25 protein-coding genes and 1 pseudogene are annotated in these 26,445 nt (G+C 69.3%); 11 read left to right on the forward strand and 15 right to left on the reverse strand.

Translation table 11 applies throughout. The features are described from left to right. Nucleotides 1-19 precede the first annotated feature (19 nt). A complete protein-coding gene (locus tag OG218_RS11735) occupies nt 20-883 on the forward strand; it encodes a sugar phosphate isomerase/epimerase family protein (protein ID WP_328293403.1) in 864 nt (287 codons plus the stop codon). Nucleotides 884-989: 106 nt separating this feature from the next. On the opposite strand, the gene OG218_RS11740 is transcribed toward OG218_RS11735, so the two are convergent. After that, nucleotides 990-1,397 carry a MerR family transcriptional regulator gene (locus OG218_RS11740; RefSeq protein WP_328293404.1) on the reverse strand — a complete coding sequence of 136 codons (408 nt, stop codon included), beginning with the start codon at nt 1,395-1,397 and terminating at the stop codon, nt 990-992. 531 nt (nt 1,398-1,928) lie between these two features. On the opposite strand from OG218_RS11740, the gene OG218_RS11745 reads away from it, so the two are divergent. Then, a complete protein-coding gene (locus tag OG218_RS11745) occupies nt 1,929-3,437 on the forward strand; it encodes a SulP family inorganic anion transporter (protein WP_328293405.1) in 1,509 nt (502 codons plus the stop codon). 184 nt (nt 3,438-3,621) lie between these two features. On the opposite strand, the gene OG218_RS11750 is transcribed toward OG218_RS11745, so the two are convergent. Then, nucleotides 3,622-4,716, reverse strand: a complete 1,095-nt coding sequence (locus tag OG218_RS11750) for a sugar ABC transporter substrate-binding protein (RefSeq protein ID WP_328293406.1) — start codon at nt 4,714-4,716, stop codon at nt 3,622-3,624. A 194-nt stretch (nt 4,717-4,910) separates the two neighbouring features. Here OG218_RS11750 and OG218_RS11755 point away from each other — a divergent pair, with 194 nt between their 5' ends. After that, the gene (locus OG218_RS11755) at nt 4,911-5,591 is read left to right on the forward strand and encodes an NADPH-dependent F420 reductase (RefSeq protein ID WP_328293407.1); all 681 of its coding nucleotides are present in this window, start codon (nt 4,911-4,913) and stop codon (nt 5,589-5,591) included. A 406-nt stretch (nt 5,592-5,997) separates the two neighbouring features. Continuing rightward, on the forward strand, nt 5,998-6,471 hold the full coding sequence (locus tag OG218_RS11760) for a hypothetical protein (protein WP_328293408.1): 474 nt from the start codon (nt 5,998-6,000) through the stop codon (nt 6,469-6,471). A gap of 670 nt (nt 6,472-7,141) precedes the next feature. Here OG218_RS11760 and OG218_RS11765 read toward each other — a convergent pair. Next, entirely contained in the window at nt 7,142-8,314 is a 1,173-nt protein-coding gene (locus OG218_RS11765; RefSeq protein ID WP_328293409.1) for a hypothetical protein, read from the reverse strand. Further along, complete coding sequence (locus OG218_RS11770; RefSeq protein WP_328293410.1) at nt 8,311-8,820, reverse strand: RNA polymerase sigma factor; 510 nt, start codon at nt 8,818-8,820, stop codon at nt 8,311-8,313. The genes OG218_RS11765 and OG218_RS11770 overlap by 4 nt, the downstream gene beginning before the upstream one ends. Before the next feature lie 322 nt (nt 8,821-9,142). On the opposite strand from OG218_RS11770, the gene OG218_RS11775 reads away from it, so the two are divergent. Further along, nucleotides 9,143-10,336 carry a DUF4238 domain-containing protein gene (locus OG218_RS11775; protein ID WP_328293411.1) on the forward strand — a complete coding sequence of 398 codons (1,194 nt, stop codon included), beginning with the start codon at nt 9,143-9,145 and terminating at the stop codon, nt 10,334-10,336. A 175-nt stretch (nt 10,337-10,511) separates the two neighbouring features. On the opposite strand, the gene OG218_RS11780 is transcribed toward OG218_RS11775, so the two are convergent. The 3 genes from OG218_RS11780 to OG218_RS11790 form a co-directional block, all read right to left on the reverse strand. Further along, nucleotides 10,512-10,919, reverse strand: coding sequence for a hypothetical protein (locus OG218_RS11780; protein ID WP_328293412.1), 408 nt, complete (start codon nt 10,917-10,919; stop codon nt 10,512-10,514). Further along, nucleotides 10,916-11,278, reverse strand: a complete 363-nt coding sequence (locus tag OG218_RS11785; protein WP_328293413.1) for a hypothetical protein — start codon at nt 11,276-11,278, stop codon at nt 10,916-10,918. Before OG218_RS11785 ends, OG218_RS11780 begins: the two co-directional genes overlap by 4 nt. Before the next feature lie 110 nt (nt 11,279-11,388). Then, on the reverse strand, nt 11,389-12,684 hold the full coding sequence (locus OG218_RS11790) for an IS256 family transposase (RefSeq protein WP_328293414.1): 1,296 nt from the start codon (nt 12,682-12,684) through the stop codon (nt 11,389-11,391). 264 nt (nt 12,685-12,948) lie between these two features. Here OG218_RS11790 and OG218_RS11795 point away from each other — a divergent pair, with 264 nt between their 5' ends. Beyond that, on the forward strand, nt 12,949-13,164 hold the full coding sequence (locus OG218_RS11795) for a hypothetical protein (RefSeq protein ID WP_328293415.1): 216 nt from the start codon (nt 12,949-12,951) through the stop codon (nt 13,162-13,164). Between the two features lie 57 nt (nt 13,165-13,221). On the opposite strand, the gene OG218_RS11800 is transcribed toward OG218_RS11795, so the two are convergent. Then, nucleotides 13,222-14,472: an IS110 family transposase gene (locus tag OG218_RS11800; RefSeq protein ID WP_442906493.1), complete on the reverse strand. Its 1,251-nt coding sequence runs from the start codon at nt 14,470-14,472 to the stop codon at nt 13,222-13,224. Nucleotides 14,473-15,631: 1,159 nt separating this feature from the next. Further along, entirely contained in the window at nt 15,632-16,225 is a 594-nt protein-coding gene (locus tag OG218_RS11805; RefSeq protein WP_328293417.1) for a hypothetical protein, read from the reverse strand. Nucleotides 16,226-16,627: 402 nt separating this feature from the next. On the opposite strand from OG218_RS11805, the gene OG218_RS11810 reads away from it, so the two are divergent. Together OG218_RS11810 and OG218_RS11815 are read left to right on the forward strand one after the other, a co-directional pair. Further along, on the forward strand, nt 16,628-16,849 hold the full coding sequence (locus OG218_RS11810) for a helix-turn-helix domain-containing protein (RefSeq protein ID WP_328293418.1): 222 nt from the start codon (nt 16,628-16,630) through the stop codon (nt 16,847-16,849). A gap of 16 nt (nt 16,850-16,865) precedes the next feature. Beyond that, complete coding sequence (locus OG218_RS11815) at nt 16,866-17,426, forward strand: Clp protease N-terminal domain-containing protein (RefSeq protein ID WP_328293419.1); 561 nt, start codon at nt 16,866-16,868, stop codon at nt 17,424-17,426. A gap of 244 nt (nt 17,427-17,670) precedes the next feature. Here the strand turns inward: OG218_RS11815 and OG218_RS26645 are convergent. Then, nucleotides 17,671-18,477: pseudogene (locus tag OG218_RS26645) on the reverse strand (helix-turn-helix transcriptional regulator); the annotation flags it as partial. Here OG218_RS26645 and OG218_RS11825 point away from each other — a divergent pair. From OG218_RS11825 to OG218_RS11835, 3 genes are all read left to right on the forward strand, one after another. Continuing rightward, nucleotides 18,407-19,174 carry an SDR family NAD(P)-dependent oxidoreductase gene (locus OG218_RS11825; RefSeq protein WP_328293421.1) on the forward strand — a complete coding sequence of 256 codons (768 nt, stop codon included), beginning with the start codon at nt 18,407-18,409 and terminating at the stop codon, nt 19,172-19,174. The pseudogene OG218_RS26645 and the gene OG218_RS11825 sit on opposite strands and share 71 nt — an antisense overlap. A gap of 48 nt (nt 19,175-19,222) precedes the next feature. After that, nucleotides 19,223-19,774 (forward strand): TetR/AcrR family transcriptional regulator, encoded by a 552-nt coding sequence (locus OG218_RS11830; RefSeq protein ID WP_328293422.1) that lies wholly within the window; start codon nt 19,223-19,225, stop codon nt 19,772-19,774. 72 nt (nt 19,775-19,846) lie between these two features. Next, nucleotides 19,847-20,887, forward strand: coding sequence for a medium chain dehydrogenase/reductase family protein (locus tag OG218_RS11835; RefSeq protein WP_328293423.1), 1,041 nt, complete (start codon nt 19,847-19,849; stop codon nt 20,885-20,887). A 19-nt stretch (nt 20,888-20,906) separates the two neighbouring features. On the opposite strand, the gene OG218_RS11840 is transcribed toward OG218_RS11835, so the two are convergent. The 5 genes from OG218_RS11840 to OG218_RS11860 are packed head-to-tail and all read right to left on the reverse strand — an operon-like array spanning nt 20,907 to nt 26,379. Further along, nucleotides 20,907-21,920, reverse strand: a complete 1,014-nt coding sequence (locus OG218_RS11840; protein ID WP_328293424.1) for an N-acetylglucosamine kinase — start codon at nt 21,918-21,920, stop codon at nt 20,907-20,909. Further along, a complete protein-coding gene (locus OG218_RS11845; RefSeq protein ID WP_328293425.1) occupies nt 21,917-23,188 on the reverse strand; it encodes a 6-phospho-beta-glucosidase in 1,272 nt (423 codons plus the stop codon). The genes OG218_RS11840 and OG218_RS11845 overlap by 4 nt, the downstream gene beginning before the upstream one ends. Then, nucleotides 23,185-24,090 (reverse strand): carbohydrate ABC transporter permease, encoded by a 906-nt coding sequence (locus OG218_RS11850; RefSeq protein ID WP_328293426.1) that lies wholly within the window; start codon nt 24,088-24,090, stop codon nt 23,185-23,187. Before OG218_RS11850 ends, OG218_RS11845 begins: the two co-directional genes overlap by 4 nt. Further along, the gene (locus OG218_RS11855; RefSeq protein ID WP_328293427.1) at nt 24,087-25,043 is read right to left on the reverse strand and encodes a carbohydrate ABC transporter permease; all 957 of its coding nucleotides are present in this window, start codon (nt 25,041-25,043) and stop codon (nt 24,087-24,089) included. The genes OG218_RS11850 and OG218_RS11855 overlap by 4 nt, the downstream gene beginning before the upstream one ends. After that, nucleotides 25,036-26,379: an ABC transporter substrate-binding protein gene (locus tag OG218_RS11860; protein ID WP_328293428.1), complete on the reverse strand. Its 1,344-nt coding sequence runs from the start codon at nt 26,377-26,379 to the stop codon at nt 25,036-25,038. The genes OG218_RS11855 and OG218_RS11860 overlap by 8 nt, the downstream gene beginning before the upstream one ends. Nucleotides 26,380-26,445 lie beyond the last annotated feature (66 nt).

Consider the following 26,445-nt stretch of genomic DNA (forward strand, 5'->3'; position numbering starts at 1 on the left):
CACGGCGAACGGAACCGACATGGCCGCACCCGAGCTGGTCGCCACGTGCTGGACGACCGCTGGGACCGCGCGTCCTCTCGACCCCTCCGAGGTCTCCCCCCTCACCCCGTTCGAACGCATCGACGCCGTCGCCGCCGGCGGGTGGGCCGGACTCGGCTTCGCCCACGAGGACCTCGAACTCATGAGGTCGACGACAGGTTTCGACCAGGTCGCGCAGTACGCCCGGGGGCGGGGGCTGCGTCACCTGGAGGTCGAACTGATCGCAGACTGGTGGCTGCCGGAGGAGGCCTGGCGCGAGCGCTGGGACCTCCTGCTCGAGGCCGCGAGCGCGTTCGGCTCCCCCTTCGTCAAGGCGGGAACCGCGTTCGGCGAACCTTGGAGCGACCTGTCCCCGCTCGTCGAACCGTTGCGGCGCCTGGCGGTCGAGGCGGCCGGCGTGGGCACCCGGGTGGCTCTCGAACCCCTGCCGTTCTCGAGGGTGGGTTCCCTGCCGGCCGGCGCGGACCTGGTCCGCGCGGTCGACCACCCCGCCGCCGGCCTCGCCGTCGACTTCTGGCACGTGTTCCGCGCGGGCACCCCACTGGCGGAACTGGGACGGAGCCTGACCCTGGAACAGGTGGCGGCCGTCGAACTGAGCGACGCGGACGCCGACCCGGTCGGCGACCTGTTCGAGGACACCCGCGATCGACGGCGCTACTGCGGGGAGGGCGTGCAGGACGTCACGGGGTTCATCCGCCTCCTCGAGGACCTCGGGTGGAACGGTCCGTGGGGGGTGGAGATCCTGTCCGACGAGCACCGCCGGAACGGGTTGACCCTGGGTCTGGAGCGGGCCCGCGCCACGACGACCGCCTGCTTCGACCGGGCGCGCAGCACCTCCCCCTGACGACGGGCTGGCATCTCTCCGGATCGGCGAGCCGCAGTGGGGCGCCTGCCGGCGGTCTCACCGTCGTTGCACCACGGCCTGCAGCGGCGTGGCGGGAGCGGGTCGTTCAGAGCTGGGCGCGCAGGCCCTCGAGCCAGACGTCGGCGGTCTTCACCTGGGCGGCCATCTCGTCGCGGCGCTGCTGAGCCGTGTCGACGAAGGTGCGCAACCGCTCCCGGGCTTCCTCGTCGTCGGGGTGATCGCGCAGCGTGTCCGAGAGGGCGATGAACTGGCGCATGTCGTCCAGGGAGAAGCCCAGGGGTTTCAGCTGACGGATGAGGAGGAGGCGCTGGACGTCGGCTTCGGCGTACAGGCGGAAGTTGCCGGCACTGCGGACCGGGGTGAGCAGCCCCTCGTCGTCGTAGTGCCGCACCGTGCGGTGGGAGAGTTGCACCCGCTCGGTGACTTCCCCGATCTGCATGAGCGGCCCCCGACCCTCTTCCCGGACCTGACGGCCGGTGCCTGCTGCGCTCATCCGGGTAGTCAAGCATCCACCCCGACCTCGTCTGCGCAGCGTCGAGCTCGGGACCACCACGACCGCTTCTCGACGGCGTTCGTGCCACGGAGATCGCCGATGCCGACGAAGTGCGGCCGGGAGCAGCCGACCGGCCGAGCAGCGACGGAGCGGCAGCACCGGCGCAGCCCGGGGACTCCTCACCCGGCCCTCTGTGAGCTGGGCCCCGGGGTGGTGGACGCAGCGATCGGTGAGCCGATCGGGACGCCTCTCAGGACCCAGACTCTACTCTTACGTTAGGGTAGAGTTGGCGGCAGACGAGACGCCCGTCGACCGATCGGGTCACCTCGTCACGCAGTCGTCACGCAGTCGTCGTCGCCGGCACAGCGGCCATCCCGCTCTGGTGCGGCCGGCGGGTCGGGAACGAGGGGAACGACCCGGCAGCCGGTGCGCCGCTCGCCGCCTCCCGAGCACCGACCTACCCACGCAACGCCGGTCACCTTCGCCCAGCGTCGGTGCCGTCTCCTGGACACCCGTGAACGGAGCACCCCCTTGGCCCTCCCCACCACGTCCCCGGCCGCCCCCGCGCCGACCACCCCGCACCGTCGGCCGTCGTGGCTGACGCCCCGGGTCCTGCGCACCGAAGCCCTCGCCGGCCTCGTCGTCGCGCTGGCCCTGATCCCGGAGGCCATCTCCTTCTCCGTCATCGCCGGCGTCGACCCCCGCGTCGGGCTCTTCGCCTCCTTCACCATGGCCGTCTCCATCGCCGTCCTCGGCGGGCGTCCCGCGATGATCTCTGCCGCCACCGGGGCCATCGCCCTGGTCATCGCCCCCGTGGTCCGCGACCACGGCCTGGACTACCTGCTCGCCACCGTCGTCCTCGGCGGACTGCTCCAGGTCGTCCTCGGCGTGCTGGGGGTGGCGAAGCTGATGCGTTTCGTTCCGCGCAGCGTCATGGTCGGCTTCGTGAACGCCCTGGCCATCCTGATCTTCCTCGCCCAGGTTCCGCACATGCGTGACGTGCCGTGGATCGTCTACCCGATGATCGCCGTGGGGTTGGCCCTGATGGTCTTCTTCCCCCGCCTGACCCGGGCCGTGCCCGCACCGCTGGTGGCGATCGTGCTGCTCACCGTGGTCACCGTGGCCGCCCACCTGGCCATCCCGAACGTCGGCGACGAGGGGAGACTGCCCGACAGCCTGCCCTTCCCGCTGCTGCCGAACGTGCCGCTGACCTTCCACACCCTCTCCGTCATCGCCCCCTACGCCCTGGGCATGGCGCTGGTGGGTCTGATGGAGTCATTGATGACGGCCAAACTCGTCGACGACGTCACCGACACCCGCTCCCCCAAGAGCCGCGAAGCCTGGGGACAGGGCGTGGCGAACATCGTCACCGGCTTCCTCGGCGGCATGGGCGGGTGCGCCATGATCGGCCAGACGATGATCAACGTGAAGGCCGGCGCCCGGACCCGCGCCTCCACCTTCCTCGCCGGGGTCTTCCTCCTCGTCCTCGTCGTCGGACTGGGGGACGTCGTCGCCGTCATCCCGATGGCGGCCCTGGTCGCAGTGATGATCATGGTGGCGGTCGGGACCTTCGACTGGCACTCCGTCCGCCCGGCCACGCTGGCGCGGATGCCCAAGAGCGAGACCACCGTCATGGTCGCCACCGTCGTCGTGGTCGTCGCCACCGGGAACCTCGCCATCGGCGTCATCGTCGGGGTCCTGCTCGCAGCGTTGCTCTTCGCCCGGCGGGTGGCGCACCTGGTCGAGGTCACCAGCACGCTGGACCCGGACGCTCGGACCCGCACCTACTCGGTGGCCGGCGCGCTGTTCTTCGCCTCCTCCGACGACCTCGTCACCCGGTTCGACTACGCCGGCGACCCCGCCCACGTCGTCGTCGACCTCTCCGGTGCTCACGTGTGGGACGCCTCCACCGTCGCCGCGCTGGACGCGATCGAGACCAAGTACGCCGCCCGCGGCAAGACGCTGCGCATCACCGGCCTGAACGAGGCCAGCTCGACCCTTCACCAGCGACTCGCCGGTCACCTCGGCGGCGGGCACTGACACTTCCCACCGTCGCGCCGCTCCGCCTCTCCGGCCAGGCCTCGACCACCGAGAAGATCGCACCGCAACCCGATGCGCTGGACGCCGAGTTCCGCGGCGTGGACGGTCACCGGGTTCCCGCGCGGACGACCCGCGGGCCGGACTCGGGTGAGAACCGGAACCCCGGTCGGAACTCCTGTCCTCGTCAGCCGGCTGCCGAGATCCCCGCCGACGCACACGCGGCGCTGGCCGCACCGGCGCACAACGCGTCGACGGTGGTGTACCCGTCGGCGAGCACCTTGCTCTGCACCTCGGCCTTCCCGACCGCCTGCGGTTGGAGCAGGACGGTGGGAACCGCACCCGCGCCGTTGTCGGTGGTGCCGGTCGTCTCGGGGGTGCGCCCCTTCAGGACGTCGTCGACGAGGTCGGCCGTCGTCCGCGCCTGGGCGGGGAGGTCCTTGTAGATCGTCATGGTCTGCGTACCGCCCAGGATCCGCTGCAGCGCAGCGGTCTCGGCGTCCTGCCCGGTGATGGGAACCCCGCTCAGACCCGCGTCGCCGAGCGCCTGGAGGGCACCGGCGGCCAGCCCGTCGTAGGCGGTGTACACGCCCAGGAGACGGCGGTTCCCGAGGTCCTTCAGCGCCGACCGCATCTGCACGGCGGCCTCGTCGGGACTCCACCCGGTCACGTAGCGTTCGGTGGCGATGTCGACCTTGCCGTCCAGGACGGAGTGCGCCCCGGCGGCGAACAACCCGGCGTTGTTGTCCGCGGGGTCACCCTCGAGCATCACGATCGCCCCGCCCGCGGTGTCCTCGCCGACGGCGTCCAGGATCGCCTGGCCACCGAGCTTCCCGACGGCGTTGCCGTCGAAGGAGACGTAGTAGTCGATGGGCGCGCCCTTGACGAGGCGGTCGTAGGCGACGACGGGCACGCTCGCGGACCTGGCCGCGTTCACCAGGTCTCCGGCCTTCGCCCCGTCGAGCGCCACGACGACGAGGGCCTTGGCGCCGTCGGCGATCGCCTGCTGCGCCTGGGTGTTCTGGGTCGCCTGGTCGGGGGCGCTCTGGACGTCGACGACGCACGTGGGGCACTTCTCGGCCAGTTCCACCGAGAAGTTCGGGACGTCGTAGGCCATCGACCGCAGGGAGGTGGACGGGACGAGGAACGCGACGTGGGGTCCGTCGGCCGGCGCCGCGGCCGCCGTCGTGCCGGGGGCGTCGGCGCCGCACCCGGCGAGAGCGCCGAGGAGGGCGGCACCGGCGAGCAGGGTGCCGGCGGTGCGGCGGGTGGTCGTTCTCATCGTGGGCCTCCGGCCTGGACGTCGGGACCGACGATCCCCTCAGTCATGCGGATGTCTCCTGTGCTCCTGGCGGCCGTCGGGCCGCTCCCGGGGCCCATCGGCACCTCGGACCGCTCACCTGAGCGAGGTCGACGACCCCGACGGTCCGCCGGACGCAGCGGAATGCCCTCCTCCCGGGGCGCCTTGCACGGGACATGAGCATCATCGGCATCATCGGCAGTGGAAACATCGGCAGCGTCCTCGCCCGTCTGGCGGTGGACGCCGGGTACGACGTCGTCATCGCGAACTCCCGCGGCCCGGAGTCGCTGGCCGGCCTCGTGGCCGAGCTGGGGCCCCGGGCACGCGCCGCGACGACCGCGGAGGCCGCCGCTGCGGGGGACCTCGTGGTGGTCACCATCCCGCTGGGTCGCGTCCCGGAGCTCCCGGCGCAGTCCCTGGACGGCAAGGTCGTCATCGACACCTGCAACTACTACCCCGAACGCGACGGCGACATCGCCGTCCTGGACAGCCACGAGCTGACCACCAGCGAGTTCGTGCAACGCCACTTCGCGGGCGCCCGCGTCGTCAAGGCCTTCAACAACATCTTCGCGCAGAACCTCGGGGAGCTGCAGCGTCCCGCCGGGGCACCCGACCGCGCGACGCTCACGATCGCCGGGGACGACGAGGCGGCCGAACGCGTCGTCACCGAGTTCATCGAGGCCATCGGCTACGACGTCTTCGACACGGGCCCCCTGGCCGAGAGCTGGCGCTTCCAGCGCGACCAGCCCGCCTACGCCGGGGTCTACACCGAGAGCGGAGATCCCGCCGAGCCGCGGCGCCGGACCCGCGACGAGCTGCGAGCCCGGCTCGACCAGGCGGACCGCTCCATCCGCTGAACGGATCCACCCCGCGTTCCCCGAAACCCCGGGAGGAGTCGGTGCCGATTCCTCCCGGGGTGGTCGGCGGGGTCAGGATGTAGGTTCCCGTTCGATCTTGCGTCCGCGGCTGCTCTGAGCAGGGACGCGACCGCGCGTCTCACCTACTTTTCGCGGCCATCGTCTCAACTGCTTTTCGTTTTCCTCGGCGCTCCGCTTCGAGCCCTCACCACCGCTGCGGTCCTACCAACCGACCAACCGACCAAGCGACTTACCGCACATGGCGATGACCGCGCTGTCGCGCTCGTGACGAGAAGCGCGCGGTAGTCGCAGGTGGGCTTCAAGATCAGAAGTCGCTGCGCGGGGAGGACCGATATGTCAGCCTGCTCCTTGATCAGCTCAGCAGACACCGCACCAGGAGAACTCGATGGCGACTCGTAGCGGACAGCGGTTGCAGCTCCTCATCACGGGAGTCGTCTCCGCCGGTCTCGCCGTCGTGGTGACGACGACCGGCTCGCCAGCGCAACCGGTCCCCCTCCTGCCGCAGCTACCCCCAGGGTCGGCGTTGACCACGACCGTGCTCAACGCCGACCCCACCTCCTCGCTGCAGGAGGTGCACAACTCGCTGACCGCGACCCTGCCCAGCAACGGTCACGCCTTCCTGGTCATCGACTGCGCGGGCCCGACCGGCAGCAGCCTCGTCGTGCAGCACCGAGACCAGCGTTCTTGGTCTCCTGCGGGCATCGTCGATGACGGGTACCACGCAGACGGTCCGTGCCAGCCGGAGAGCAAACGCCAGTCCTACGCCCTCAACGGCGCTGCGGCGGAAGTCGTCACCCTCGACATCACCGGCGGCCCCGTCACCGCCTATCGCGTCGCCGTCTCCGACACGCGCCCCTGACGGGTCGGGCGAACTCCGCAACCCGCCTGAGCCCGGACTTCACGGTCATCCCGCGAAGTGCGCACTCTCGTGCTTTGGCCAGGTCCACGTCGATCCATGGGGACGGCTCGGCAACCGCCCGCCGCACCAGTGGTGTCAGTGCGCCGCCGCTGACACGTTGTCGAAGACGTCATGAGTCACACCCGACGCCGGCGCGACCCCCTGCGAGCCAAGCTGCGGGCCCAGCTGCGAAACCGGGGCGTCTTGGGTCTGCGAGGACACTGGCTCGTGTTCGGGTAGTCCGCCACTTCGGTGCTCAGCGGCAAAGCCTCCGGCAACCGCCAGGCAGACTGCCGTGACCACAAGGGTGGTGACAGCTTTTGCTCTCATGGTTCTGCTCCATTCAGGTGACGGTTCAGCCCTCCTCGGCACCGCGCACCTAGACCTTGAGTCGACAGGTGGCCTTAGGCCGGCCGGCCGGAGCATGGGGGCTGGTGAGGAACGTCCGGTCATCCCGCGATACGGGCGCGATCATGACTCGTTAAGACGGACCGCTCCTGCTTGAAGAGCGATCGGTCGTCGCGCATGAAGATCACCCCTGTCGCTGATGACCGCGCCGACGCCGTGAGTGCTGGGCCGCAGTCGATGACTGCGACCCCGCACTGGCGGCGCGCACGGCAGCAGGTGTTGGTCAGTGCCCTTCGTCGGGGACGTCACGCGCGTCGGGTGCGTCCTGGATGCGGGGGTCCATGATCGCGACGTGCTCGGCCCGTTCAGCCATCGCCTGCAGCCGCTGCGCACCCCCCTCCCCCCTCAGAACGTACGTGAACTGCTCGTCCTGCCACTGCAGGCTGGCGCCGATGTCGCTGCCGGCCGGGCCGTTGGTGCTCCAGACGGCCAGGTGACCGTTGACGCTGGTCAAGGTCGACCCGGCCGCGAACCGGGCAAGAGCGACTGCGGGCGAGTCCACGGCCCGCTGCACCTCGAGCGTGACCCGGTCCGGGGTCCACTTCGCCCCCGGCGACCCGTACTCCACCCGCCAGTCGAACTCCGTCGTCTGCGTGCTGCGCACCGGGATTGGAGCCTGCTCCCAGCCAGCGGGCACGCTGGCGATGCTTAGCTCCCCGCCGTCGAGCTGGAACCCGTTCAGCGTCCGCACGAAGGTGTCCTCATCGATACCGCTGGCCTCAGCCAGCCAGCGGGTGCCGTCGGCAGCGACCCAGCTGAGGTTGAAGCTGTCGGGGCTGGGGTTAAACAGCTGACCTGTGGTCCCGCGCAGCTCCACGGTGCGCAGCCCGTCCTGCCCGGTGTACGGATCGGCCACGTCGGCCCACAACGTCAGCCCCTTCAACTGCGGGTCCTGGGCGTAGAGCACCGCCGCCGGCGTCGGCGCAGGGCAGGTCCCCTCCGCCTGCCCTGCGGCCACCGCCCGCAGCGGAGCCCCCACGGCCGTCTCCGGCAGCAGGGTGGTCATCGCCGCCACCGGGGTACTCACCCACTGCGCACGGTCGAGGGCGCTGGCCACCCCAACCCGGCAGTTGACGTCGCTGCCGTCGGCGGCCCGGGCGGGGATGACGCCCATGAAGGCAGCGGCCACCGTGGCGCTGCCCTTCATGCCGGGGGCGGAGTCCTGCGGCAGGACGACACCGCCGACAGCCAGGACGGTGGCCAGGACGGCGACCCCCACCCCTGCGCGGGCCCGGCGGTGGGCGGTGCGGATCGCGCCGGCGCGGCGGTGCACCTGCTCCACCGGCGGTACCTGCTGGTCGTGCAGTTGAGCCAGGTCGTGCAGGAAGTCGAGCTCGTCGGCGCCGCTGAGGTCGTGGGGGCCGTCGGCGCTGCTGGGGGTGTGCTGGCGGTTCATCGCCGGTCTCCTTCACCAAGAGTCTGCAGGTGGGCGGCGAGCTGCTGACGAGCCCGCGAAAGAGTGGTGGCTACGGTGCCGCGCGAGACGTTCATCGCCTGCGCCACTTCGGCTTCGGGCAGGTCCGCGACGTAGCGCAACGCCACCGCGGTGCGAGCCCGCGGGGACAGCGCGGCCACGGCCTGCCACAGCGTCGTATCCGGCAGCGGCGGGGGTAGGTACTCGCCCAGCCGGGTGCGGGCGGCGTGACGGCGCTCCAGCGCGGCTCGCCGCCAGGAGCGACGGACCTGGCTGAGGGCGGTGGTGTAGACCCAGCCGGTGGGTGAGTCCATGACCCGTACCCGCGCCCAGTGCACGACGGCCAGCGCGAAAGCTTCAGCGGTGGCCTCTTCACCCAGCGTCGCGTCGGCGATGGCTAGGGTGATTGCCTGGCGTACCCGGGGGTACTCCTGGCGGTACCAGTCGTCGAAGACAAGCCCGTCTGGCTCGTCGTGAGGTTGCTTCATGGCCTACTAAGCATCCAGGGCCGCGAAGTGTTGACGTCCTCGGACAGCGATCTTCACCGGAGCCATCCTCAGCTCCAAGTGGGCAGTCCCAGCAGTCGAAAGCGTCATTGCGTAGTTTGGCATGGACCTTTGGAGATCCAGAGCTTGAGCCAGTGGCCCCTGACGTCCACTAGACCGACTCTACACTTTCCAGGGGACGCCGATATTCTTACTGCCAACTTATCGAGGGGACCTGAATGACAATCAAAGGCTCCTAGTGATCAGCCTGATTTCCGCTGTCGAGGAAGGCGGCCGTGTCACACCCATGACGTAAGGTCAAACCATGTCGACATCCAACAAAGAGCCATCCCTTGTCCCTTATCAAGACCGCCTGCACAAGGCGCTTTCGCTGCAGCAAGCTTTGAAGCGCCTGGATCAGGAACCGGTAGAGGTTTCTACCCAGCTGAAGGCCAATGAGTGGCTCGCCGACGTGGACCCTCGACGCTATGTCGGCTCGGTTCATCACACAGTTCCTAGATTTCTTCTTGACAGATGGTCGAGAAAGAATCAGGTCGAAGTTTACAGTCGGCTCAGCAACAGCTACTCAACTCGCAACGTGAAGGATCTCGCCGTACGGGACTTCTACACCTTCATCGATAGAGACGGCGAGCGGAACTCTACTTTCGAATCCCTCCTAGGCACAATTGAGTCTCCCATTGCAGACATCACAAAGCGACTCTTGTCTCCTTTCAGTACGACCATTATGACCACGCCCGAAGAGAAATACGCGCTAGCCCAGTTCGCCGCTTTTCAAGCAGTACGCACGACTCGACGGCGGCGCGAGCTGGAGCTGCACGGCGAGTGGTTCGCAAAGACCCTCGCGCAAGGAAGGCTGGCCGATGCGGACTTGCGCGAACTTCGGGTCACGCCTCCACAGAACGACCTGCTGGTCGCATCGATGAAGCATGCTGGTGATCTCATTCACTTCTTTGCTTTCCGTCCTTTAGAGGTTGTTTTCTTGCAAGACGTTCGACTACGCATCGGAGACGAGCCCCTACTTATCAACGGAGCCACTCGAGAGGCGGGACACTTACCTGACTGCTTTCTGACAGACGAACAGTTCAAAGCCAAAGTAAACAGAGAAGCCAGAAAGAAACTTAAACGCAGGAAGGAAATTCATCGTACGGTGCATTTCCGCCCGACACAAACCCAAGGGATCGGCGTGGCCCTTGAGTTGATCTTACCTATCAGCCCCAAAGCCCTCCTCTGGTGGGGACCCTTGCAGAATGAGGCGTTCGATGGGGGCATCGAGGCGCAGCACGTGACAGCAAGAGAGTCCGCAGAATTGGCTGATCTAGTCAATAAGGCAATGACGGCTCAGGCGCTCGATTGGGTCGTCGCCAGTCGAGACGACGATGGATTCCGCGCCATGGATAAGCCGGCCTTGGAACCGTTAATGACTGTCTGCGATGGAAACAACGCCGCCGCAGCCGCCATCAACACCCTTCCAACCGTCTTCCGACCGGGCCGTCTATAGACGGGGAGTCAATACCTACTTAACGGCTCGACAACCCCGTCGGCAATGCGGCAAAAGACTAAAATCGCGCAGGTCAGCCATCAACAGAGCCCGACCTCGGCAGCGTCGAGATGGGCCGGTAATTTTTCCTCATAACATTGGCGGGTGAATTACTTCACGAGACCGCAGTTCAGGACTACTCGAGCCCCTCGCTCGGCAACGCCAGCGAAGCGGCCAGCAACGCCCTATCCTCCGGCGCCAGACCCTCGACAAAAGACCTCGCCATCGCACCGTCCCCGCGGAACAACGCGTGCAGGCGGTTATAGGAAGCCATTGCCGCCCGATTACTTGCCGCCACGTCGCGCTTCACCTCGTCGGCGTCAACCTTGACAACATCGTCGTAGTCGTCTGGGTTCGGGAAATCCGGCCGCTGCGAGGCCGGCGCCATTGGAGTACGTCGACGAGATCCGCGCGTGGCCGGGTCCAGCTTGGCGAGCTCACGTGTCCGCGCATCCACCGGTCGACCGGCCGCGTCACCCATCGCCACCAGCGCACGCGCGGCGAGCACGTCGGCGCGACTCGCTGTCTCCGTCGTGACCGTCACGTTGTTGGCCCTCCACTCAACCTCGCCAGCTCAACCATGACGTCGTACATCATCCCCCGATCGACGCTGGATGCCGAGGGGTCACGGGACAACGACGTCAAGACCACCCACCCAGCTTCTTCAAGCTTTGGGTTGCCCGCTTGTGACACCGCCTCGACCGCCCAGTGGAAGCGTGCCCACAGCTCCGCGCGCGCGGCGGCGGCCTGCGTGTCGCGATTGGCTTGATCCGCGGCTGCCAGCGTCAGGCGGTTCTGCTCGGCGGCCACCTTCGTCGAGATGCGGTTCTGTCGGCCCTGAACGAACAGAGCGATCACCCCGACGGCGCCGGCAATGATCGCGCCCCACAGCGTCGAGTCCACGCACGCACCGTAGCGGCGTGCCGCTCAAGGGACCGCCTGAGCAGCTACCGGACTTGATGGAGTCCCGTGAAGTGGTGTAACTCCTGCGCGTGAAGCGCTGCGGTTTCGGACTATGCCGTGAGGGCGGCGGTCCTGTCGAGCGGGGTGACCGTGTCGGGGTTCACGGTGACCGCGGCGGTGGGCAGGACGGTGGGTTCGGGCGGAGTCAGCAAGGCCATGGAGGCCTCGGAGAGGTAGCGACGTTCCCCGGACTGCCACTCATCGTGGGCCTCGATCAGCACGCACCCGGCCAGACGCAGCAGGGCCTTGGCGTTGGGAAAGATCCCCACCACGTCAGTGCGGCGCTTGACCTCCCGATTCAGGCGTTCGATCGGGTTCGTCGACCAGATCTTCTTCCAGTGCGCCTCGGGGAACACCGCGAACGCCGTCACGTCCGGACCGGCCTCATCCAGCATCTCCGCGACCGCAGGGAACTGCGCGCGCAGGGTGTCGGCGACGACGCGGACCTGCTCACCGACAGCCTCCGCGGTGGGCTGGACGAAGATGGTGCGGACCATCGCCGCGACCGCGTCTGACTGCCCCTTCGTGACCCGACTCAAGACGTTGCGCATGAAGTGGACCCGGCATCGCTGCCAGGACGCGCCGGTCATGCTCTGCTCGATCGCCGAGACCAGACCGCGGTGCTGGTCGGAGATCACCAGCTGCACCCCGTGCAGACCCCGCTCGCGCAGTGAGGTCAGGAACTCCTTCCAGAACGCCAACGTCTCGGCGTCTCCGACGTTGCAGCCCAATACTTCCCGGTGTCCATCCGCGGTGACGCCGGTGGCGATGACGACTGCTTGAGAGACGACACGTGCGCCCTTGCCGTGCTGGTCACCGCCGACGCGGGCCTTGCAGTACGTCGCATCGAGGAACACGTATGGGGTCGCCTGCGCGTCCAACGGGCGGCTGGTGAAGGTGGCGACCTCGGTGTCGAGGTCGGCGCAGATGCGGGACACCTCGGACTTGGAGATGCCCGATTCAGCGCCCAGGGCCTCGACGAGGTCGTCGACCTTGCGGGTGGATACGCCGTGGACGTAGGCCTCCATGACGACGGCGCGCAGGGCCCGGTCGATGCGCCGGCGAGGGTGCAGCAGGGTCGGGAAGAACGACCCCGTCCTGGTCTTGGGGATCTTCAGTGCGAGGTCACCTGCGGTGGTGGCGACGAGGCGGTCGCGGGTGCCGTTGCGCTGGGTCGTGCGCCCGGCTGAGCGTTCGTGGTGGCCGGCGCCGATGTGGTGCTCGGCTTCGGCATCGATGAGGGCTTGCAGGGCGCCTTGCAGGATTCGGCGCATGAAGGTGCCGTCGTCGGCAGTGGTGAGTGCTTCGGTGAGGGTGGACAGGGCAGACTGGTCCATGAGGGCCATCGCGTTGATCTCCTTCTACGAGTTCCTTGGCGGGTACTCGCAGAGCTTCACGCGGTGGCCCTCACCTGCTTGGTGGGACACGCTGGGGCGGGTCCTGAGGCGGGCCGGAGTTACACCACTCGAGGGGACTCACCCTTGCGGAGGTCCCGTCGAGCGTGACCAGGTGGTCGACTTCACGTGCCTCCTCATCACCGAACCCGGTGCCCAGCCGCGACCCACCACGACCTGGAGGTCGCTCACCCCTTCGAGCGCGTCCGAGGACGAGTGGTCGACGTCGAGGTCGTCCTGGACGACGGGAGTACTCGACCCGTCCTTCGCGTGCCCGGGGGAACAGCGCTCTGCGGCTTCGGTGACGACGATGGCCACCTCGAGGACCCGTGGACCGGAGAGATCGTGGTCGCAACCCGCAACGACTTCCTCGTCACCGTGCGGGTGCCTGGTCAGCAGCAGCTGAACCCGCTATCGATCTACCAGACATGACGAGTTGTGCGCAGTCTCGAGCGGCTGGCGACGTCGCGGTCTTGGACCCCTTCTGTGTCAACCGGCCCGTGAAGTGGGGGTCTTGCGGCGTCGGCTTCCAGTAGCGACGATGGGTGCTGCGGGCCCGGGAAGTGACTTCTCCGAAGAACCGGCACCGGGGTACGAGCCGGTCGCGCTGGAGCCAGCAGACGCCCCCGCCTGTCCTCCCGGGCCCGTCACCAGCACCTGCTGCTGAGCGTCTTCCTCGACCAAGACGGCGGGTGCTGCGTCAGCCTCGACCGGGGTCGTGACGGCTGCAGCGTCAGCGACCATCTGGCGATAGATCACGTCGGACAGACGCCGCTTCAAGCACCGGATCGCCTCCAAAGGCGACTTCCCCGCCGCCAACTTCCGCCGGAAGTAGGCCCGCCCCTCGGTGTCATGACGAATCTGCACGATCGCAGCGATGTGCAGCACCCTGTTGATCCGACGGTTGCCCAACCGCGACAGCCGCTGCCTGCTGTTGTCACCACTGGACGCATCGATGGGGGCGGTCCCGTTCCAGGACGCGAAATGAGCCTTGGTCGGGAACCGGGCGATGTCGCCGACGTCACCCAGCAACCGCGCCGCCCCCGACGGGCCGATCCCATTGAGCTCCAGCAACCGTGACCCGGTCGCGGTGATCAGCTCGCTCAGCTGCTTCTTCGCCGCCTTGATCTTGGCGTCGATGACCGTCAGGTCAGCGATCTTCTCCACCGCCAACGCCCGCCGGGTCTTGCCGACGACGTCACGCGGTTTGACCGTGGCCAGCAGCTTCTTGGCCTGCGCCGCAGTCAGGAACGTCTTTGCCCCACCGGGTAGCAGTTCCAGCAGTAGCTTGTGGATTCGGTTGACCGTCTGAGTTCGCAGTACCCCGAGCTCGTCGCGGCGATCCACCAGCAGGCGAAGTGCCATGTTCTCCCCATCAGCCTGGACCCGCCGCAGGGTCGACGTTCTCACCGCGGCCAGGGCGATGGAGTGGGCATCGGTCGCGTCGGTCTTACGGCCGTTGCCGGTGGAAAACACCCGCACCCGCGCCGACAACGTCGCTGGCACGTCCACCACCTGCTCACCATCGGCCAGCAGACGCTGAGCCAGGTGTTTGCCGATGCCGCCGGCCCCTTCGACCGCCCACGTCCGCTGCGGCCATGCTCGGCCGGCGGTGAGCATCTCGCGGTAGCCGGAGGTGTCAGTGCCGAACCGCCCACCGGCCAGGACCTGCTCGCCGGGGCCGAGCACCTCGATCGTTGCTGAACGTTTGTGCGGATCCATCCCGATGATGACGTTCATCGTGGCGTCCACCTCGTTCCCCACCTCGAGCCTGCGGCCAGACCAGACGATCCGGCCGTCACTGCTGGCAAGGATGGGCAGTACTACTTCGAGTGCAACAGTCCCTTCTTGAGCCACACCCCGCCGGGCGGTGCCCGACGCTCCGCATGCCAAGAGGGAGCCACACCGGTGAAGCTGGTGGGCAGTCGAAATGAGAGCGTCACGCCGGGCACCTCGGCACAGCCTGGCCGGGCTGTCACCGTGGGTCCAGTGAACAAGTAGTCGAAGAGCGGGTGAAGCTGCGAAGAGCACGCGGACCGTCCTTCGGGCTGCGAACGCAAGCCTTCAGACCTCAATCTGTTGTGGTGAGCAACGACAGTGACCCGTCCAACCAACTGAGTCCCTCGCATCAGCCGACGAAGCGACCGTGGTGGCAGTCCGCGGACACACCGCAACGAGCCTTGGTGGTGGGCCGTCTCATGGGCCTCGCGGCGGTCCTGTCGTGGATCTTGCTGCTCATCGGAGCCGATTGGTGGGGCCTGCGGCTCGTCCTTGCTCTCTTCTTCAGCGTCGTTGCCGCTCGTTCATTCGCGACGGTCATCGTGGCTCGCTCTCGGCATCGCTGACCAACGCCCGCTCACCCCGCGGTGCGTGCGGTCGGCGACGTCGCAGTCACGGCGAGGAGCGCATGATCACCAAGACGGACGAGTCATGGTGCGTGGTCGTTCAGTCCGGTGGTCGTACTCGATGGTTGTGAACCGCGTAGACCACCAACAGTGGAACGATCACCGCAGCCAGGGCCCACAACCACAGGCCATCGCCGACGTCGGCGTCCCCGTGGGAAGCCGTGAAGATGGCGAGCATCAGGGATGTAAGGCGAGCTGCCTTCGCGGACCAGGGATCTGCATCCGCTGTGTAGGACCACGACGGCGCGACTCGACCGGACCAAGGCAGTCTGCGACCGGGGTTGGCGCGCATCACGAGCAGACCAGCGACCGCCGACAAGGCTGCCGTAGCGAGGAGCAACATCCAGATCACGTCAACAGCGTGCCTCGGAGGGAGTGCTGCCGTCAGGCGCGTCGCTTCTCTCACACGGTTAGGCCAGCGACCCGTGGACCCTCATCGCACGGTCATCCCGCTGTCGTGGACGTTGATCTTGGCCGGCCGTGTCCACCAGGTCCTAGCGAGGATGCGGAAGGGGACGCAGCCGTATCGACTTCCAATCCTTGACCAACGCGGTCACCGCCTCCCTCGGCGGCGAGTACGCCCACACCGTCACGTTGAACCCCGGAGTCGGCACCGGCGCAGACCACGCCAAGCGCGTCAACGCCTCCTGACGGCGCTGCACTCCGATGAGGGCGTCCCCGACAGGGACGACGACGGAGTCCCCGCTGCCGGAGTTCTCACGGACTTCCCACGTCGGTCGTGGCGCCTGCGGCCACGGTGCGCCGTAGCCGGTCAGTAGAGACACGGGGACCATGCCCCGTTCAGCGGCGGCGGCGTAGGAACCAGGCGCACCCCACTCGTAGGCGGCTGGTGCGTAGAGCACGCTCAAGGTCACGTTGGTCCCCGAGGGGATGGCCCAACGCGGGGGGAGCGGCTGGGAAGGCTGCACGACGAAGTGCTCGACCAGTTCGTGGTCCTCGGCGAGGCTGGGCAGGGTGGGCGGCTCGAACCCCAACCAGTCCCGGAACATCGCCCGGGAGGCGAGCTGCCAGGCCTCGGCGAGAGTGTCCGGTGGGCGGTTGTAGCCGCGTCGGCTGAGTCCACGCATGGGCAGCAGAGAGTCCAGGACGTGCTCCGCTTGCGGTGGCAGAGGCAGAGCGGTGAGGGGTGCGTCCCACCTCGCACTTTGGTAGCTCTGGTCGTGGGTCGGCTCCGTCATGACGTCGACGATGCCAGCGCCGAGGCACTGTCCGTTGCACTCTCGAGCGGATAGGCCTGTCTGGGTACTCGAGGATCTACCGGTCATCCCGCTGTCGTGGAAGTCACCGACCGTCCCGGAGCCGGTCATCGCGTCCCGCCTACTTTGCGCGGGCGCAAAGTAGGCGCAAACTGACGTGGGACGGCGCAAAGTAGATCGGGACCCTACACAGGAGACCAGAGACCTCCACGTGACCCGAGCCGCCCGTCAACCACAGTTGACAACCCCACGATCGTCAACCACAGTTGACGCATGAGCGAACCGGACGGCACCGACCTGCTGGTCACCCGCGGGACGGATCCCGACCCGGCGGTGGGCCTGCGCGCCGTCGCCGCCCTCCGACGCCTGCTCGAGCGGCTCGAGGACCTCCAGGTCGCCCGGGCCCGTGATCTCGGGTGGTCGTGGGCGGACATCGCCCTGGCCCTCGGCGTCAGCAAGCAGGCCGTCCACAAGAAGCACTCCCGGAAACTCTGACCCGGAGGAGAAACCTGTGTTCGAACGGTTCACCCGACCCGCCCGCGAGGCCGTCGTGCACGCCCAGACCGTCGGGCGGGAGTTCCGCCACGCCGGCATCGGGTCCCAGCACCTCCTGCTGTCCCTGCTCGCCACCCCCTCGGGGGCGCAGCGGGTCCTCGTCGGCGCGGGCGCCGACGCCGCCACCCTCGCTCCCCTCGTCCGTGACTCCGCCGGGCCGGCCGCGGACGCGGCTGCGCTGCGGGAACTCGGGATCGACGTGGACGAGGTGCGACGCCGGGCGGAGGAGTCCTTCGGGCCCGGTGCGCTCGACGGAGAACCCCGCCGACGCAGGTTCCTGGGCGGAACGGGTCCCGGCCACCTGCCGTTCGACAGCACGGGCCGGGAAACCCTCACCGACGCCCTGCGGGTGGCGATCTCGCTGCAGCACAGCCACATCGGTACAGAGCACCTCCTGCTCGCGATCCTCGACCACCCGGAGGGGCCGGCCGTTCGCGCGCTCCGCGCGGCGGGGGTCGACCTGGACCGCGAGACGGCGACCGGTCTCGTCCTCGCGGAAATCCGCCGCTCGGCCTGAACGGACGCACCTCACGCTCCGGCGGACCGCTCCTCATCCTCGCGGCGGAACCGGATCCAGTGCCCACGACGTCAGCAGGGGGAGGGCGAGCGCCGTCGCCGAACCCGGTTCGCAGGTGTAGACGATCAACCGCTGCCCGGGGTCCAGCGGACCGACGAGCACTTCCACCCCGAACGTCAGGGCACCCCGCGGCGGGGTGCTGGATCCGCTTGGTCATCGAGGCGTAGTCCCGCACCCGGTGGTCCTCCCACCAGCGGTCGACGTCCGGGTCGGTGCGCAACCTGGCGATCTCGGCGTGCAGGCGGCGGTCGTGCGGGCGGCGGGCGGATTCCCGGCGCAGCGCCGCGACGGCGTACTGGGCGAACTCGACCCAGTTCAGGATGCGTTCGCGGGCCACGGGATCGGTCAGCAACCAGTCGGAGAACACCCGCCCCGGTTCCATCGGGTCCCCCAGCACCTCGCGGAGCAACGCGTTGCGGGCCAGGACCTGCGAGCGGTCGCCCAGCAGCAGCACGGGAACGTGGTCGAGGGTCGTCATCACCCGCAACAACCCCGGGTCGGCGACCTGCGGCGGTTCCCGGACCGCGCCGGGTCGCCCTGCGGGGGCGGCCAGGTCGTGCAGGTGCTGCCGTTCCACGTCGTCGAGGCGGAGCGCGCGGGCGAGTTCGTCGAGGATCCCCACCGAGACGTTCGCCTGGCGGCCCTGTTCCAGCCGGCTGTAGTAGTCGGGGCTGAGCCCGGCGAGGACCGCGAGTTCCTCCTTGCGCAGACCGGGAACCCGCCGCGGTCCGGGGAACGGGGTCATCCCGGCCTGGGCGGGGGTGAGCCGGTCACGGCGCGAACGCAGGAAGGCCCCCAGGGCGGAACGGTCGGCAGGCACGCCTCCACGGTACGACCCGCCACCAGGATCGACCTGGTCCTGCCGTGACCAGGTTGGACAGGCTCTGGTCCGGTTCACCGAACCCGGTTGGACTGTGGTCATGACGACGAACGAGACCCCGAACCGAACCGCCCTGGTCACCGGATCCACCAGCGGGATCGGCGAGGCCATCGCCCGCACCCTCGCCGCCGCCGGGACCCACGTCCTGGTGAGCGGGCGCGACACGACCCGCGGCGAACGCCTGGTCGGGGAACTGCGCGCCGCCGGCGCGAAGGCCGACTTCCTCGCCGCCGACCTCTCCCGTCCCGCCGCCGAACTCCGCGCCCTCGTCGAGACCGCGACGCAGCTGCTCGGGGGTCGCATCGACGTGCTGGTGAACAACGCCGGCATCTACCCCGTCGGCCCGACCGCGAGCGCCTCCGACGAGGACCTCGACGCGATGCTCGCGGTGAACGTCCGCGCCCCGCACGTCCTCGTGGGGGAGATCGCTCCGGCGATGGTCGCCCACGGTGGCGGTGCGATCGTCAACATCGGGTCGTGGATGTCGCGGACAGGGGTGGCGTTCGGGGCCATGTACACGGCGACGAAGGCCGCGGTGGAGCAGATGACCCGGACCTGGGCCGCCGAGTTCGGCCCCAGCGGGGTGCGGGTGAACACCGTCGCCCCGGGCATCACCCTGACGCCCGGCAACGACTACGCCCGCGAGGTGGTGCTGGCCCAGGCGGCGACGACTCCGGCCGGGGTACCTGCTGCGCCGCAGGACGTCGCGGACGCCGTGGCCTTCATCGTCTCGGACGCGGCCCGGATGGTGCAGGGCGTCACGCTGGACGTCGACGGCGGCCTGACCGCGACCCGCCTGAGCTGGTGACGTGACGGGGGGTTGACGTCGAGCTGTTGTGACTGTTCAATCACACACATGACAGCGACGAGGTCGACGGCACAGGCCCAGCGCGCCCTGGTCGTGGCCGGCGCGGTCCGGGTCTTCGCGCGCAGCGGCTACCACGCGACCCCGGTGGCAGCCGTCGCGACGGAGGCGGGGATCTCCCCCGCCTACGTGTTCCGGCTCTTCGACGGCAAGCTCGGCCTCTTCACGGCGGCCCTCGACCACTGCTACTCGCTGGTCGCACGGGCCCTGCACGAAGGGGCCGAGCAGGCCGCCGACCCCTCCCCCGCGGGGATCCTGCACGCGATGGGCGGCGCCTACGCCCAGCTGATCGCCGACCGCGACCTGCTGATGCTGCAGGTGCACGCGCAGAGTTCCTGCGACGTCCCCGAGATCCGCGACGCGGTGCGCCGCGGTCTCGCCCTGGTGACGCAGACGGCCACCGACCTCTCCGGCGCGGACCCCGACGCCGTCCAGCGCTTCCTGGCCTACGGCCAGCTGTGCCACCTCGTCGTGACGGCCGACCTCCACGACCTGCCGCACGCGTGGGCGGACACCCTCACCCACGGCATCCGCCACCCCTGAAGAGCGCTGCACCGCAGCGCTCTTCAGCGTGCTCCATGAAGTGACTGACCAATCACACACAAGGAGACCACCATGACCACCACCCGAGTCGTCCTCCCCGGCGTCGTCGACCCCGAGGGCCTGCGCCTCGAGCAGGTCGACCTCCCCGCGCCCACCACCGGCCAGGTGCTGGTGGCCGTCGAGGCCAGCGGCATCTCCTACGCCGAGCAGCAGATGCGCCGGGGCCGCTACTACGACCAGCCCGCGTTCCCCTTCACCCCCGGCTACGACCTCGTGGGGACCGTCGTCGACCTCGGACCCGGCACCCCCGCCGGACTCCTCGGACAGCGCGTGGCGGCCATGACGAAGACCGGCGGCTGGGCCACCCACGCCCTCGTCCCGGCCGAGGACCTGGTGCCGGTGCCGGCCGGCGTCGACCCCGCCGAAGCCTCGACCCTGGTCGTGAACGGGATCACCGCGTGGTCGATGCTGCACCGGTCCGCGAAGGTCCGGGCCGGTCAGACGGTCCTCGTGCACGGCGCGAACGGCGGCGTCGGGACGGTGCTCGCCCAACTCGCCCGCGACGCGGGTGCCCGGGTGATCGGCACCGCCTCGCCACGCCACCACGACGCGCTGCGCGACCTCGGGGTCGAACCCGTGGACTACCGCGGCGACGTCGAGGCGCAGGTCCGGGCCCTTGCCCCCGACGGGGTCGACGCCGTCTTCGACCACGTCGGCGGGGCGGGCCTCTTCGCCTCCCACCGGTTGCTGCGTCGCGGGGGGACCCTGGTCTCCTACGGGACCGCCGCGACCCGCGACGGCAGCGGGAGCCCGACCTGGCCCATCCTGAAGCTCATGGCCCGACTCGCCTGGTGGAACGTCCGGCCCGACGGCCGACGCGCGACGTTCTTCAACGTCTGGGCCGGCCGCCGGAACCCCGCACGGTTCCAGGCGAGGATCCGCGAGGACCTCGGGAACGTCTTCGCCCGCCTCGCCGACGGTCGGCTGACCACCCACGTCGCCGCGACGTTCCCGCTCGAGGAGATCGTGGAGGCGATGCGCCTGGCCGAGTCGCGGACGATCGTCGGCAAGGTCGTCCTGCTGCCGCGAGGAGGGGGATCCGCCGGCCGGTAGGTCCCGGAGGACCGACCGCTCAGACCGGTTGCGCCGCCGCGACCGCCCCGGACCGCAACCGCCGCTCGGCCCGGGCCCGGGCCTCGCTCCCCAACCCCAGTCCGTCGAGGGCCAGCAACGCCGCCCCGAGCACCGGCGGTGCATCCGGGACGACGAACCGGGCGCCGGGTGCGACCGCGAGGACCCCCTCCCGGACGGCGTCGAGCAGCACGCGGTGACCCCCCGCCAGGACTCCGCCGCCGAGCACGACGTCGACCGGCGCGGCATCCAACCCCAACCGCTGCAGCGCGACCCGGGCCATCGCGACGACCTCCTCGGCCTGTCGCCGTGCGATGGCACGGGCCACCACGTCCCCCGCCGCGGCAACGTCGAACAGCACCGGGACCAGCGCGTGCAGGTCCGGGGCGGGAATCCTGCCCAGGTGCACGGCGAGGGCGACGTCCAGGGCGGTCGGCAGACCGAAGAGGTCCGCCACGGCCGGCCGCAGGGCGGTCTCGGGACCCCGGCCGTCCTCGGCCCGGGTCGCGGCGTACATGACCTCGTTGACGAGAGTGCCACCCCCGCCCCAGTCCCCCGTCGTCGGGCCGAGGGCGAGAAACCTCGCGGTGGAACCGTCCGGGGCCAGCCCGACGCAGTTGATCCCCGCCCCGCACACGACTGCGACCCCCTGCGGGGCGCTCGCTCCGGCCACGACCCCGGACCGCAGCAACGCGAACGTGTCGTTGCCCACGACGACGCGCCGGGCGTAGCCGCGGGCCGTCAGGTCGGCTGCGTAGCGCTCCTCCTCGGCAGGGAGGTCGGCGTTGGCGAGGTAGGCCGCCAGCAGTTCCACCGGCGGGTCGCCCGCGCGCCGCAACGCGAGCTCGATCCCGTCGGTGAGTTCGGTGAACGCCGTGGCCAGCCCGACCGCGCTGGGCCGGAACCCGCCCGTCCGGGCGCTCGCGAGGACCGTCCCCTCCGCGTCGACGACCACCGTGTCCGTCTTGGAGTTCCCGGCGTCGAGCGCCACCACCACCGGGTCGTCACCGTTCACGCCCACGCCAGGAACCGGGCGTTCTCGGCGAGCAACCGGTCGGCGAGCCAGGTGGCCTGGTCCCACTGCCCGATCAGCGGGTGCGCCAGCAACGCCTCGACGACCCGGTCCCGTCCCCCGTGCAGCGCGGCCTCGAGCGCGAGCTGCTCGTAGGCCGCGACGTGCGCGACCAGCCCCGCCTTGGCCGGGTCCAGCGGCGCGGGGACGACGGGTGTCGCACCGTGCGCTCCCACCACGGCGGGGATCTCGACGACCATGTCGTCGGGAAGGAACCCGTAGGTGCCGCGGTTGAACGTGTTGACGACCTGGACGTCACGGCGGTCGTTCACCAGGGACGCGACCAGGGCGATCGCGGCCTCGGAGTAGAACGCGCCCCCGCGGTGCTGCAGCAGTTCGGGTTTCTCGTGCAGGGCGGGGTCGGCGTACATCTCCAGCAGTTCCGCCTCCATCCCCGCGACCTGCTCGGCGCGGGAGGGGACCCCGGTCTGCTCGCGGACGACGGTGTCGTGCTCGTAGAAGTAGCGCAGGTAGTACGACGGCAGCGCCCGCACGGCCCGGACGAGTTCCAGCGGGTGGTGCAGGTGCTTGGCGATGGTCTCCCCGTCCTCGACGAGCAGGCGCGGCAGCACGTCCTCCCCCGGGCCGCCGTCCTCGTCGAGGACCCGGACGGCACGTTCCCAGGTGAGGTGGTTCAACCCCACGTGGTCGAGGGAGATCCGTTCCGGGGCGACGTCGAGGCGAGCGGCGAAGAACCGCTGCAACCCCACGGCGACGTTGCACAACCCGAGCGCCTTGTGGCCCTGCGTCAGCAGCGCCCGGGTGACGATCCCGACCGGGTTGGTGAAGTCGACGATCCAGGCGTCGGGGTTCACCCGCCGGACCTGCTCGGCGATGTCGAGGACGACGGGTACCGTCCGCAGCGCCTTCGCGAGGCCACCGGCCCCGGTCGTCTCCTGGCCCAGGCAGCCGCACTCCAGCGGCCAGCTCTCGTCCCGGGCCCGCGCGGCCTGCCCGCCGACCCGCAGTTGCAGCAGGACGGCCACGGCCCCGTCGGCCGCCTCGGCGACGTCGGCGCTCGCCCGCACCCGGACGGGCGCACCCTGCGCGTCGAGGATGCGCTGGGACACCCCCGCCAGCAGGTCGCGGCGCCCGACGTCGGGGTCGACGAGCACGATCTCCGAGATCGGCAGCTCGTGCTGCAGGCGGGCGACCCCGTCGACGAGTTCCGGTGTGTAGGTGGAGCCACCACCCACGACGACGATCTTCATCCTTTGACTCCTGTCAGGGTGACGCCTTCGACGAAGGCGCGCTGGGCGAGGAAGAACACGAGGACCACCGGCAGCACGACGAGGGCGGTGGCCGCCATCGTCACGTTCCAGTCGGTGGAGTGCGCACCCTTGAACGTCTGCAGCCCGTAGGACAACGTCCAGGCGCGCGGGTCGTCGCTGGCGTAGATCTGCGGACCGAAGTAGTCGTTCCACAGGGCGAAGAACTGGAACAGCGAGGTCGCCACGACGGCCGGCTTGCACATCGGCAGCACGACGTGCCACAACGTCCGCAGTTCCCCGCAGCCGTCGACCTTGGCGGCGTCCACGACCTCGTCCGGCAACGTCAGCATGAACTGGCGCAGCAGGAAGATCGAGAAGGCGTCCCCGAAGGCGAGCGGGATGATGAGCGGCCACAGCGACCCGGTCAGCCCGAAGTACTGCGACCACACGACGTACATCGGGACGACGACGACCTGCGGCGGCAGCATCATGGCCGCCACCACGACGACCATCAGGGCGTTGGACCCGCGGAAGCGGAACTTGGCCAGCGCGTAGGCGGGGAACACGCTGGAGGTGATCGCGAGCAGCGTGCCCACCCCGGCGTAGACCAGGGAGTTGCGCCACCAGAGCAGGAAGTTCGGGGTGTCCCAGACCCGGCGGTAGTTCGACCACTGCCAGGTGTCCGGCCACAACGACCCCGACAACGCCTGTCGGTCGGACATCACCGAGGTGAGCAGCAGGAACGCGATGGGGGCCAGGAACAGGACGGCCAGGCCGACCGCGACGGCGTGCGTCGCGATCCACAGCAGGACCTGGGTCCGGGTGCGGCCCAACCGGCGCCACCCGCGGTCGGTCGCGACGACCTCGACGGGCCCTGGCTTCGTGAGGACTCCGGTGCTCATCCGATCCTCCCGGTCTTGAGGAACCCGCCGCCGGCCTTCAGCAGCAGGACGGTGCACGCCATGGCCAGGACGAACATCACCACCGCGATGACGCTCGCCGAGCCGGTGTCGAAGTTCTGGAAGCCGAGGTTGTAGACCAGTTGCGGCAGCGTCAGCGTCGAACCGTTCGGGTAGCCGGGTTCGACCCGGCTGCCCGCGGAGCTCAGCTGACCGCTCGCGGCCTGCCCGGCGACCAGGGCCTGCGTGTAGTACTGCATGGTGGCGATGACGCCCGTCACCGTCGTGAAGAGCAGGATGGGCCGGATCGTCGGCAACGTGATGAAGCGGAACCGGCCGAACGCCCCGGCGCCGTCGAGCTCGGCCGCCTCGTACAACTCGCGCGGCACGTCCAGCAGGGAGGCCGTGAAGATGACCATGAGGTCCCCGATGCCCCACAGCGACAGCAGCACCAACGCCGGTTTCGACCAGTTCGGGTCGGTGAACCAGGCCGGGGCCGGGATGCCCACCGCCTCCAGCAGACCGTTCACCGGCCCGCTACCGGGGTTCAGCAGGAACACGAACACCAGCGTCGAGGCCACCGGGGGCGCCAGGTAGGGCAGGTAGAAGACGGTTCGGAAGATCCCCACCCCGGCGCGTACGCGGACGATGAGCATCCCCACCGCGAGCCCGAAGACGAGGCGGAGGCTCACCATCACCACGACCAGCCAGGCCGTGTTCCGCAGCGCCGTCCAGAACCTCGGGTACTCGTCGAAGACGTAGTGCCAGTTCTGCGTCCCCACCCAGGTGGGCGGGTTGATCTGGTCGTACTTCTCGAAGGAGTACACGATCGTCGAGACCAGCGGGTAGCCGAAGAACAGGACGACGCCGAGGACGAACGGGGAGACGAAGGCCAGCACGACCCACCGCGAGCGGGAGACCCCCCGACGCCGGCCGGCGGCGAGTGCGCTACTCACCGGCCTGGGCCATCGCTGCGTCGATGCGCTGGTCGACCTCGCGCAAGCCGGCCTGGAGGTCGGTCACCTCACCCGACTCCCAGCGGTAGGCGAAGTCCTCGAAGATCTGCAGGTACTGGTCGCCGTCCTTGGTCACCACCGGCGAGGTCGTCAGCGGGTTCGCCGCGATGTCGAGGAAGGTCTGGAACTTCTCGTCCTTGACGAGGTCCGGCGACTGCAGCGAGGCGTAGGTGGAGGGGACGTTGTGGATGGCGTTGGCGAAACCGACCAGGGCGGTGGTGTCCGTCGTCAGGAACTTCACGAGTTCCCAGGCGGCCTGCTGGTGCTTGCTCCGGGCGGGGATGCCGACGACCGTGCCCGAGGTCCACCCGCGGCCGTACTCGTCGAGCCGGTCGTCGGGGACGGGCATCGGGGCGGTGGCCCACCCGAACGGCACCTGGTCGGTCGCGAGGTTCTGGGTCCGCCACTCACCGTCGATCTGCATGGCGACCTTCTGCGCCTCGAAGGCGTTCTCGGGCGAGAACTCCTCACCGAAGGTCGTCCGGTACTTCTCCAGGTTCACGTACCCGCCGAGGGAGTCCTCCAGGCCCTTCCAGTAGGTCAGGAAGTTCGTGACGGCGGGGTCCTTCGACATGACGGCCTTGCCGTCGGCGTCGAAGTAGGTGGCTCCCCATTGGACCATCGAGTGCCCGGTGCCGTTCTCGTACCCGTGCAGGTTCGGCATGATGCCGAGCTGGGAGTAGCTGTCCCCCGAACCCTTCGTGAGCTTCATCGCGTCCTGCTGGAGTTCCGTCCAGGTCTTCGGTGGTCCCTGGATCCCGGCCGCCGCGAACATGTCGGTGTTGTAGAACAGTCCGTAGTTGTCGCTCAGCAGCGGGACGGTGCACTGGACCCCGTCGTAGGAGCTGTACTGCGTCATGGACTTGACGTAGGTGGTGTCCTTGTCGATCCCGTCCTTCGCCATGAGCGGGTTCAGGTCGACGAGGGCGCCGCCGCAGAAGGCGCCCACGTTGAGGGTGTTGAAGGAGGAGACGACGTCGGGGGCGTCGGCCCCGCGGATGCCCTGCAGGATCTTGTCGTCGGTGACCGCACCGACGGTCTTGACCTCGATGTTGGGGTGCAACTCCTCGAACTTCGCGATGTTGGCGTCGATCGCGGCGGTCTCGGTGTCCTGGCTCCAGCCGTGCCAGAAGGTGATGGTCTGCTGATCGTCGGCGCTGGTGCCGTCGCCGCCGTTCGAGGACGGTGCGCATGCCCCGAGGGCGGCGAGGGAGAACACGGTGAGCGCTGCTCCGAGGCGGTTGAGCGCGGGGCGGCGAGCGGGGAGTTTCGACACGTCCGGTCCTTTCTGCGCACCCGTTGCCGGGTACGACGAAGTGGCGGGAGCTCTGGGGAACCCTCA

The organism is Kineococcus sp. NBC_00420 (assembly GCF_036021035.1).
Lineage (GTDB): Bacteria > Actinomycetota > Actinomycetes > Actinomycetales > Kineococcaceae > Kineococcus.

Coding starts and splice junctions, on each gene's coding strand:
- OG218_RS11735 (WP_328293403.1), top strand. CDS start 20: ATGGCCGCACCCGAGCTGGTCGCCACGTGCTGGACGACCGCTGGGACC.
- OG218_RS11740 (WP_328293404.1), bottom strand. CDS start 1,397: ATGAGCGCAGCAGGCACCGGCCGTCAGGTCCGGGAAGAGGGTCGGGGG.
- OG218_RS11750 (WP_328293406.1), bottom strand. CDS start 4,716: ATGAGAACGACCACCCGCCGCACCGCCGGCACCCTGCTCGCCGGTGCC.
- OG218_RS11755 (WP_328293407.1), top strand. CDS start 4,911: ATGAGCATCATCGGCATCATCGGCAGTGGAAACATCGGCAGCGTCCTC.
- OG218_RS11760 (WP_328293408.1), top strand. CDS start 5,998: ATGGCGACTCGTAGCGGACAGCGGTTGCAGCTCCTCATCACGGGAGTC.
- OG218_RS11765 (WP_328293409.1), bottom strand. CDS start 8,314: ATGAACCGCCAGCACACCCCCAGCAGCGCCGACGGCCCCCACGACCTC.
- OG218_RS11770 (WP_328293410.1), bottom strand. CDS start 8,820: ATGAAGCAACCTCACGACGAGCCAGACGGGCTTGTCTTCGACGACTGG.
- OG218_RS11775 (WP_328293411.1), top strand. CDS start 9,143: ATGTCGACATCCAACAAAGAGCCATCCCTTGTCCCTTATCAAGACCGC.
- OG218_RS11790 (WP_328293414.1), bottom strand. CDS start 12,684: ATGGCCCTCATGGACCAGTCTGCCCTGTCCACCCTCACCGAAGCACTC.
- OG218_RS11800 (WP_442906493.1), bottom strand. CDS start 14,472: ATGAACGTCATCATCGGGATGGATCCGCACAAACGTTCAGCAACGATC.
- OG218_RS11805 (WP_328293417.1), bottom strand. CDS start 16,225: ATGCGTGGACTCAGCCGACGCGGCTACAACCGCCCACCGGACACTCTC.
- OG218_RS11810 (WP_328293418.1), top strand. CDS start 16,628: ATGAGCGAACCGGACGGCACCGACCTGCTGGTCACCCGCGGGACGGAT.
- OG218_RS11825 (WP_328293421.1), top strand. CDS start 18,407: ATGACGACGAACGAGACCCCGAACCGAACCGCCCTGGTCACCGGATCC.
- OG218_RS11830 (WP_328293422.1), top strand. CDS start 19,223: ATGACAGCGACGAGGTCGACGGCACAGGCCCAGCGCGCCCTGGTCGTG.
- OG218_RS11835 (WP_328293423.1), top strand. CDS start 19,847: ATGACCACCACCCGAGTCGTCCTCCCCGGCGTCGTCGACCCCGAGGGC.
- OG218_RS11845 (WP_328293425.1), bottom strand. CDS start 23,188: ATGAAGATCGTCGTCGTGGGTGGTGGCTCCACCTACACACCGGAACTC.
- OG218_RS11850 (WP_328293426.1), bottom strand. CDS start 24,090: ATGAGCACCGGAGTCCTCACGAAGCCAGGGCCCGTCGAGGTCGTCGCG.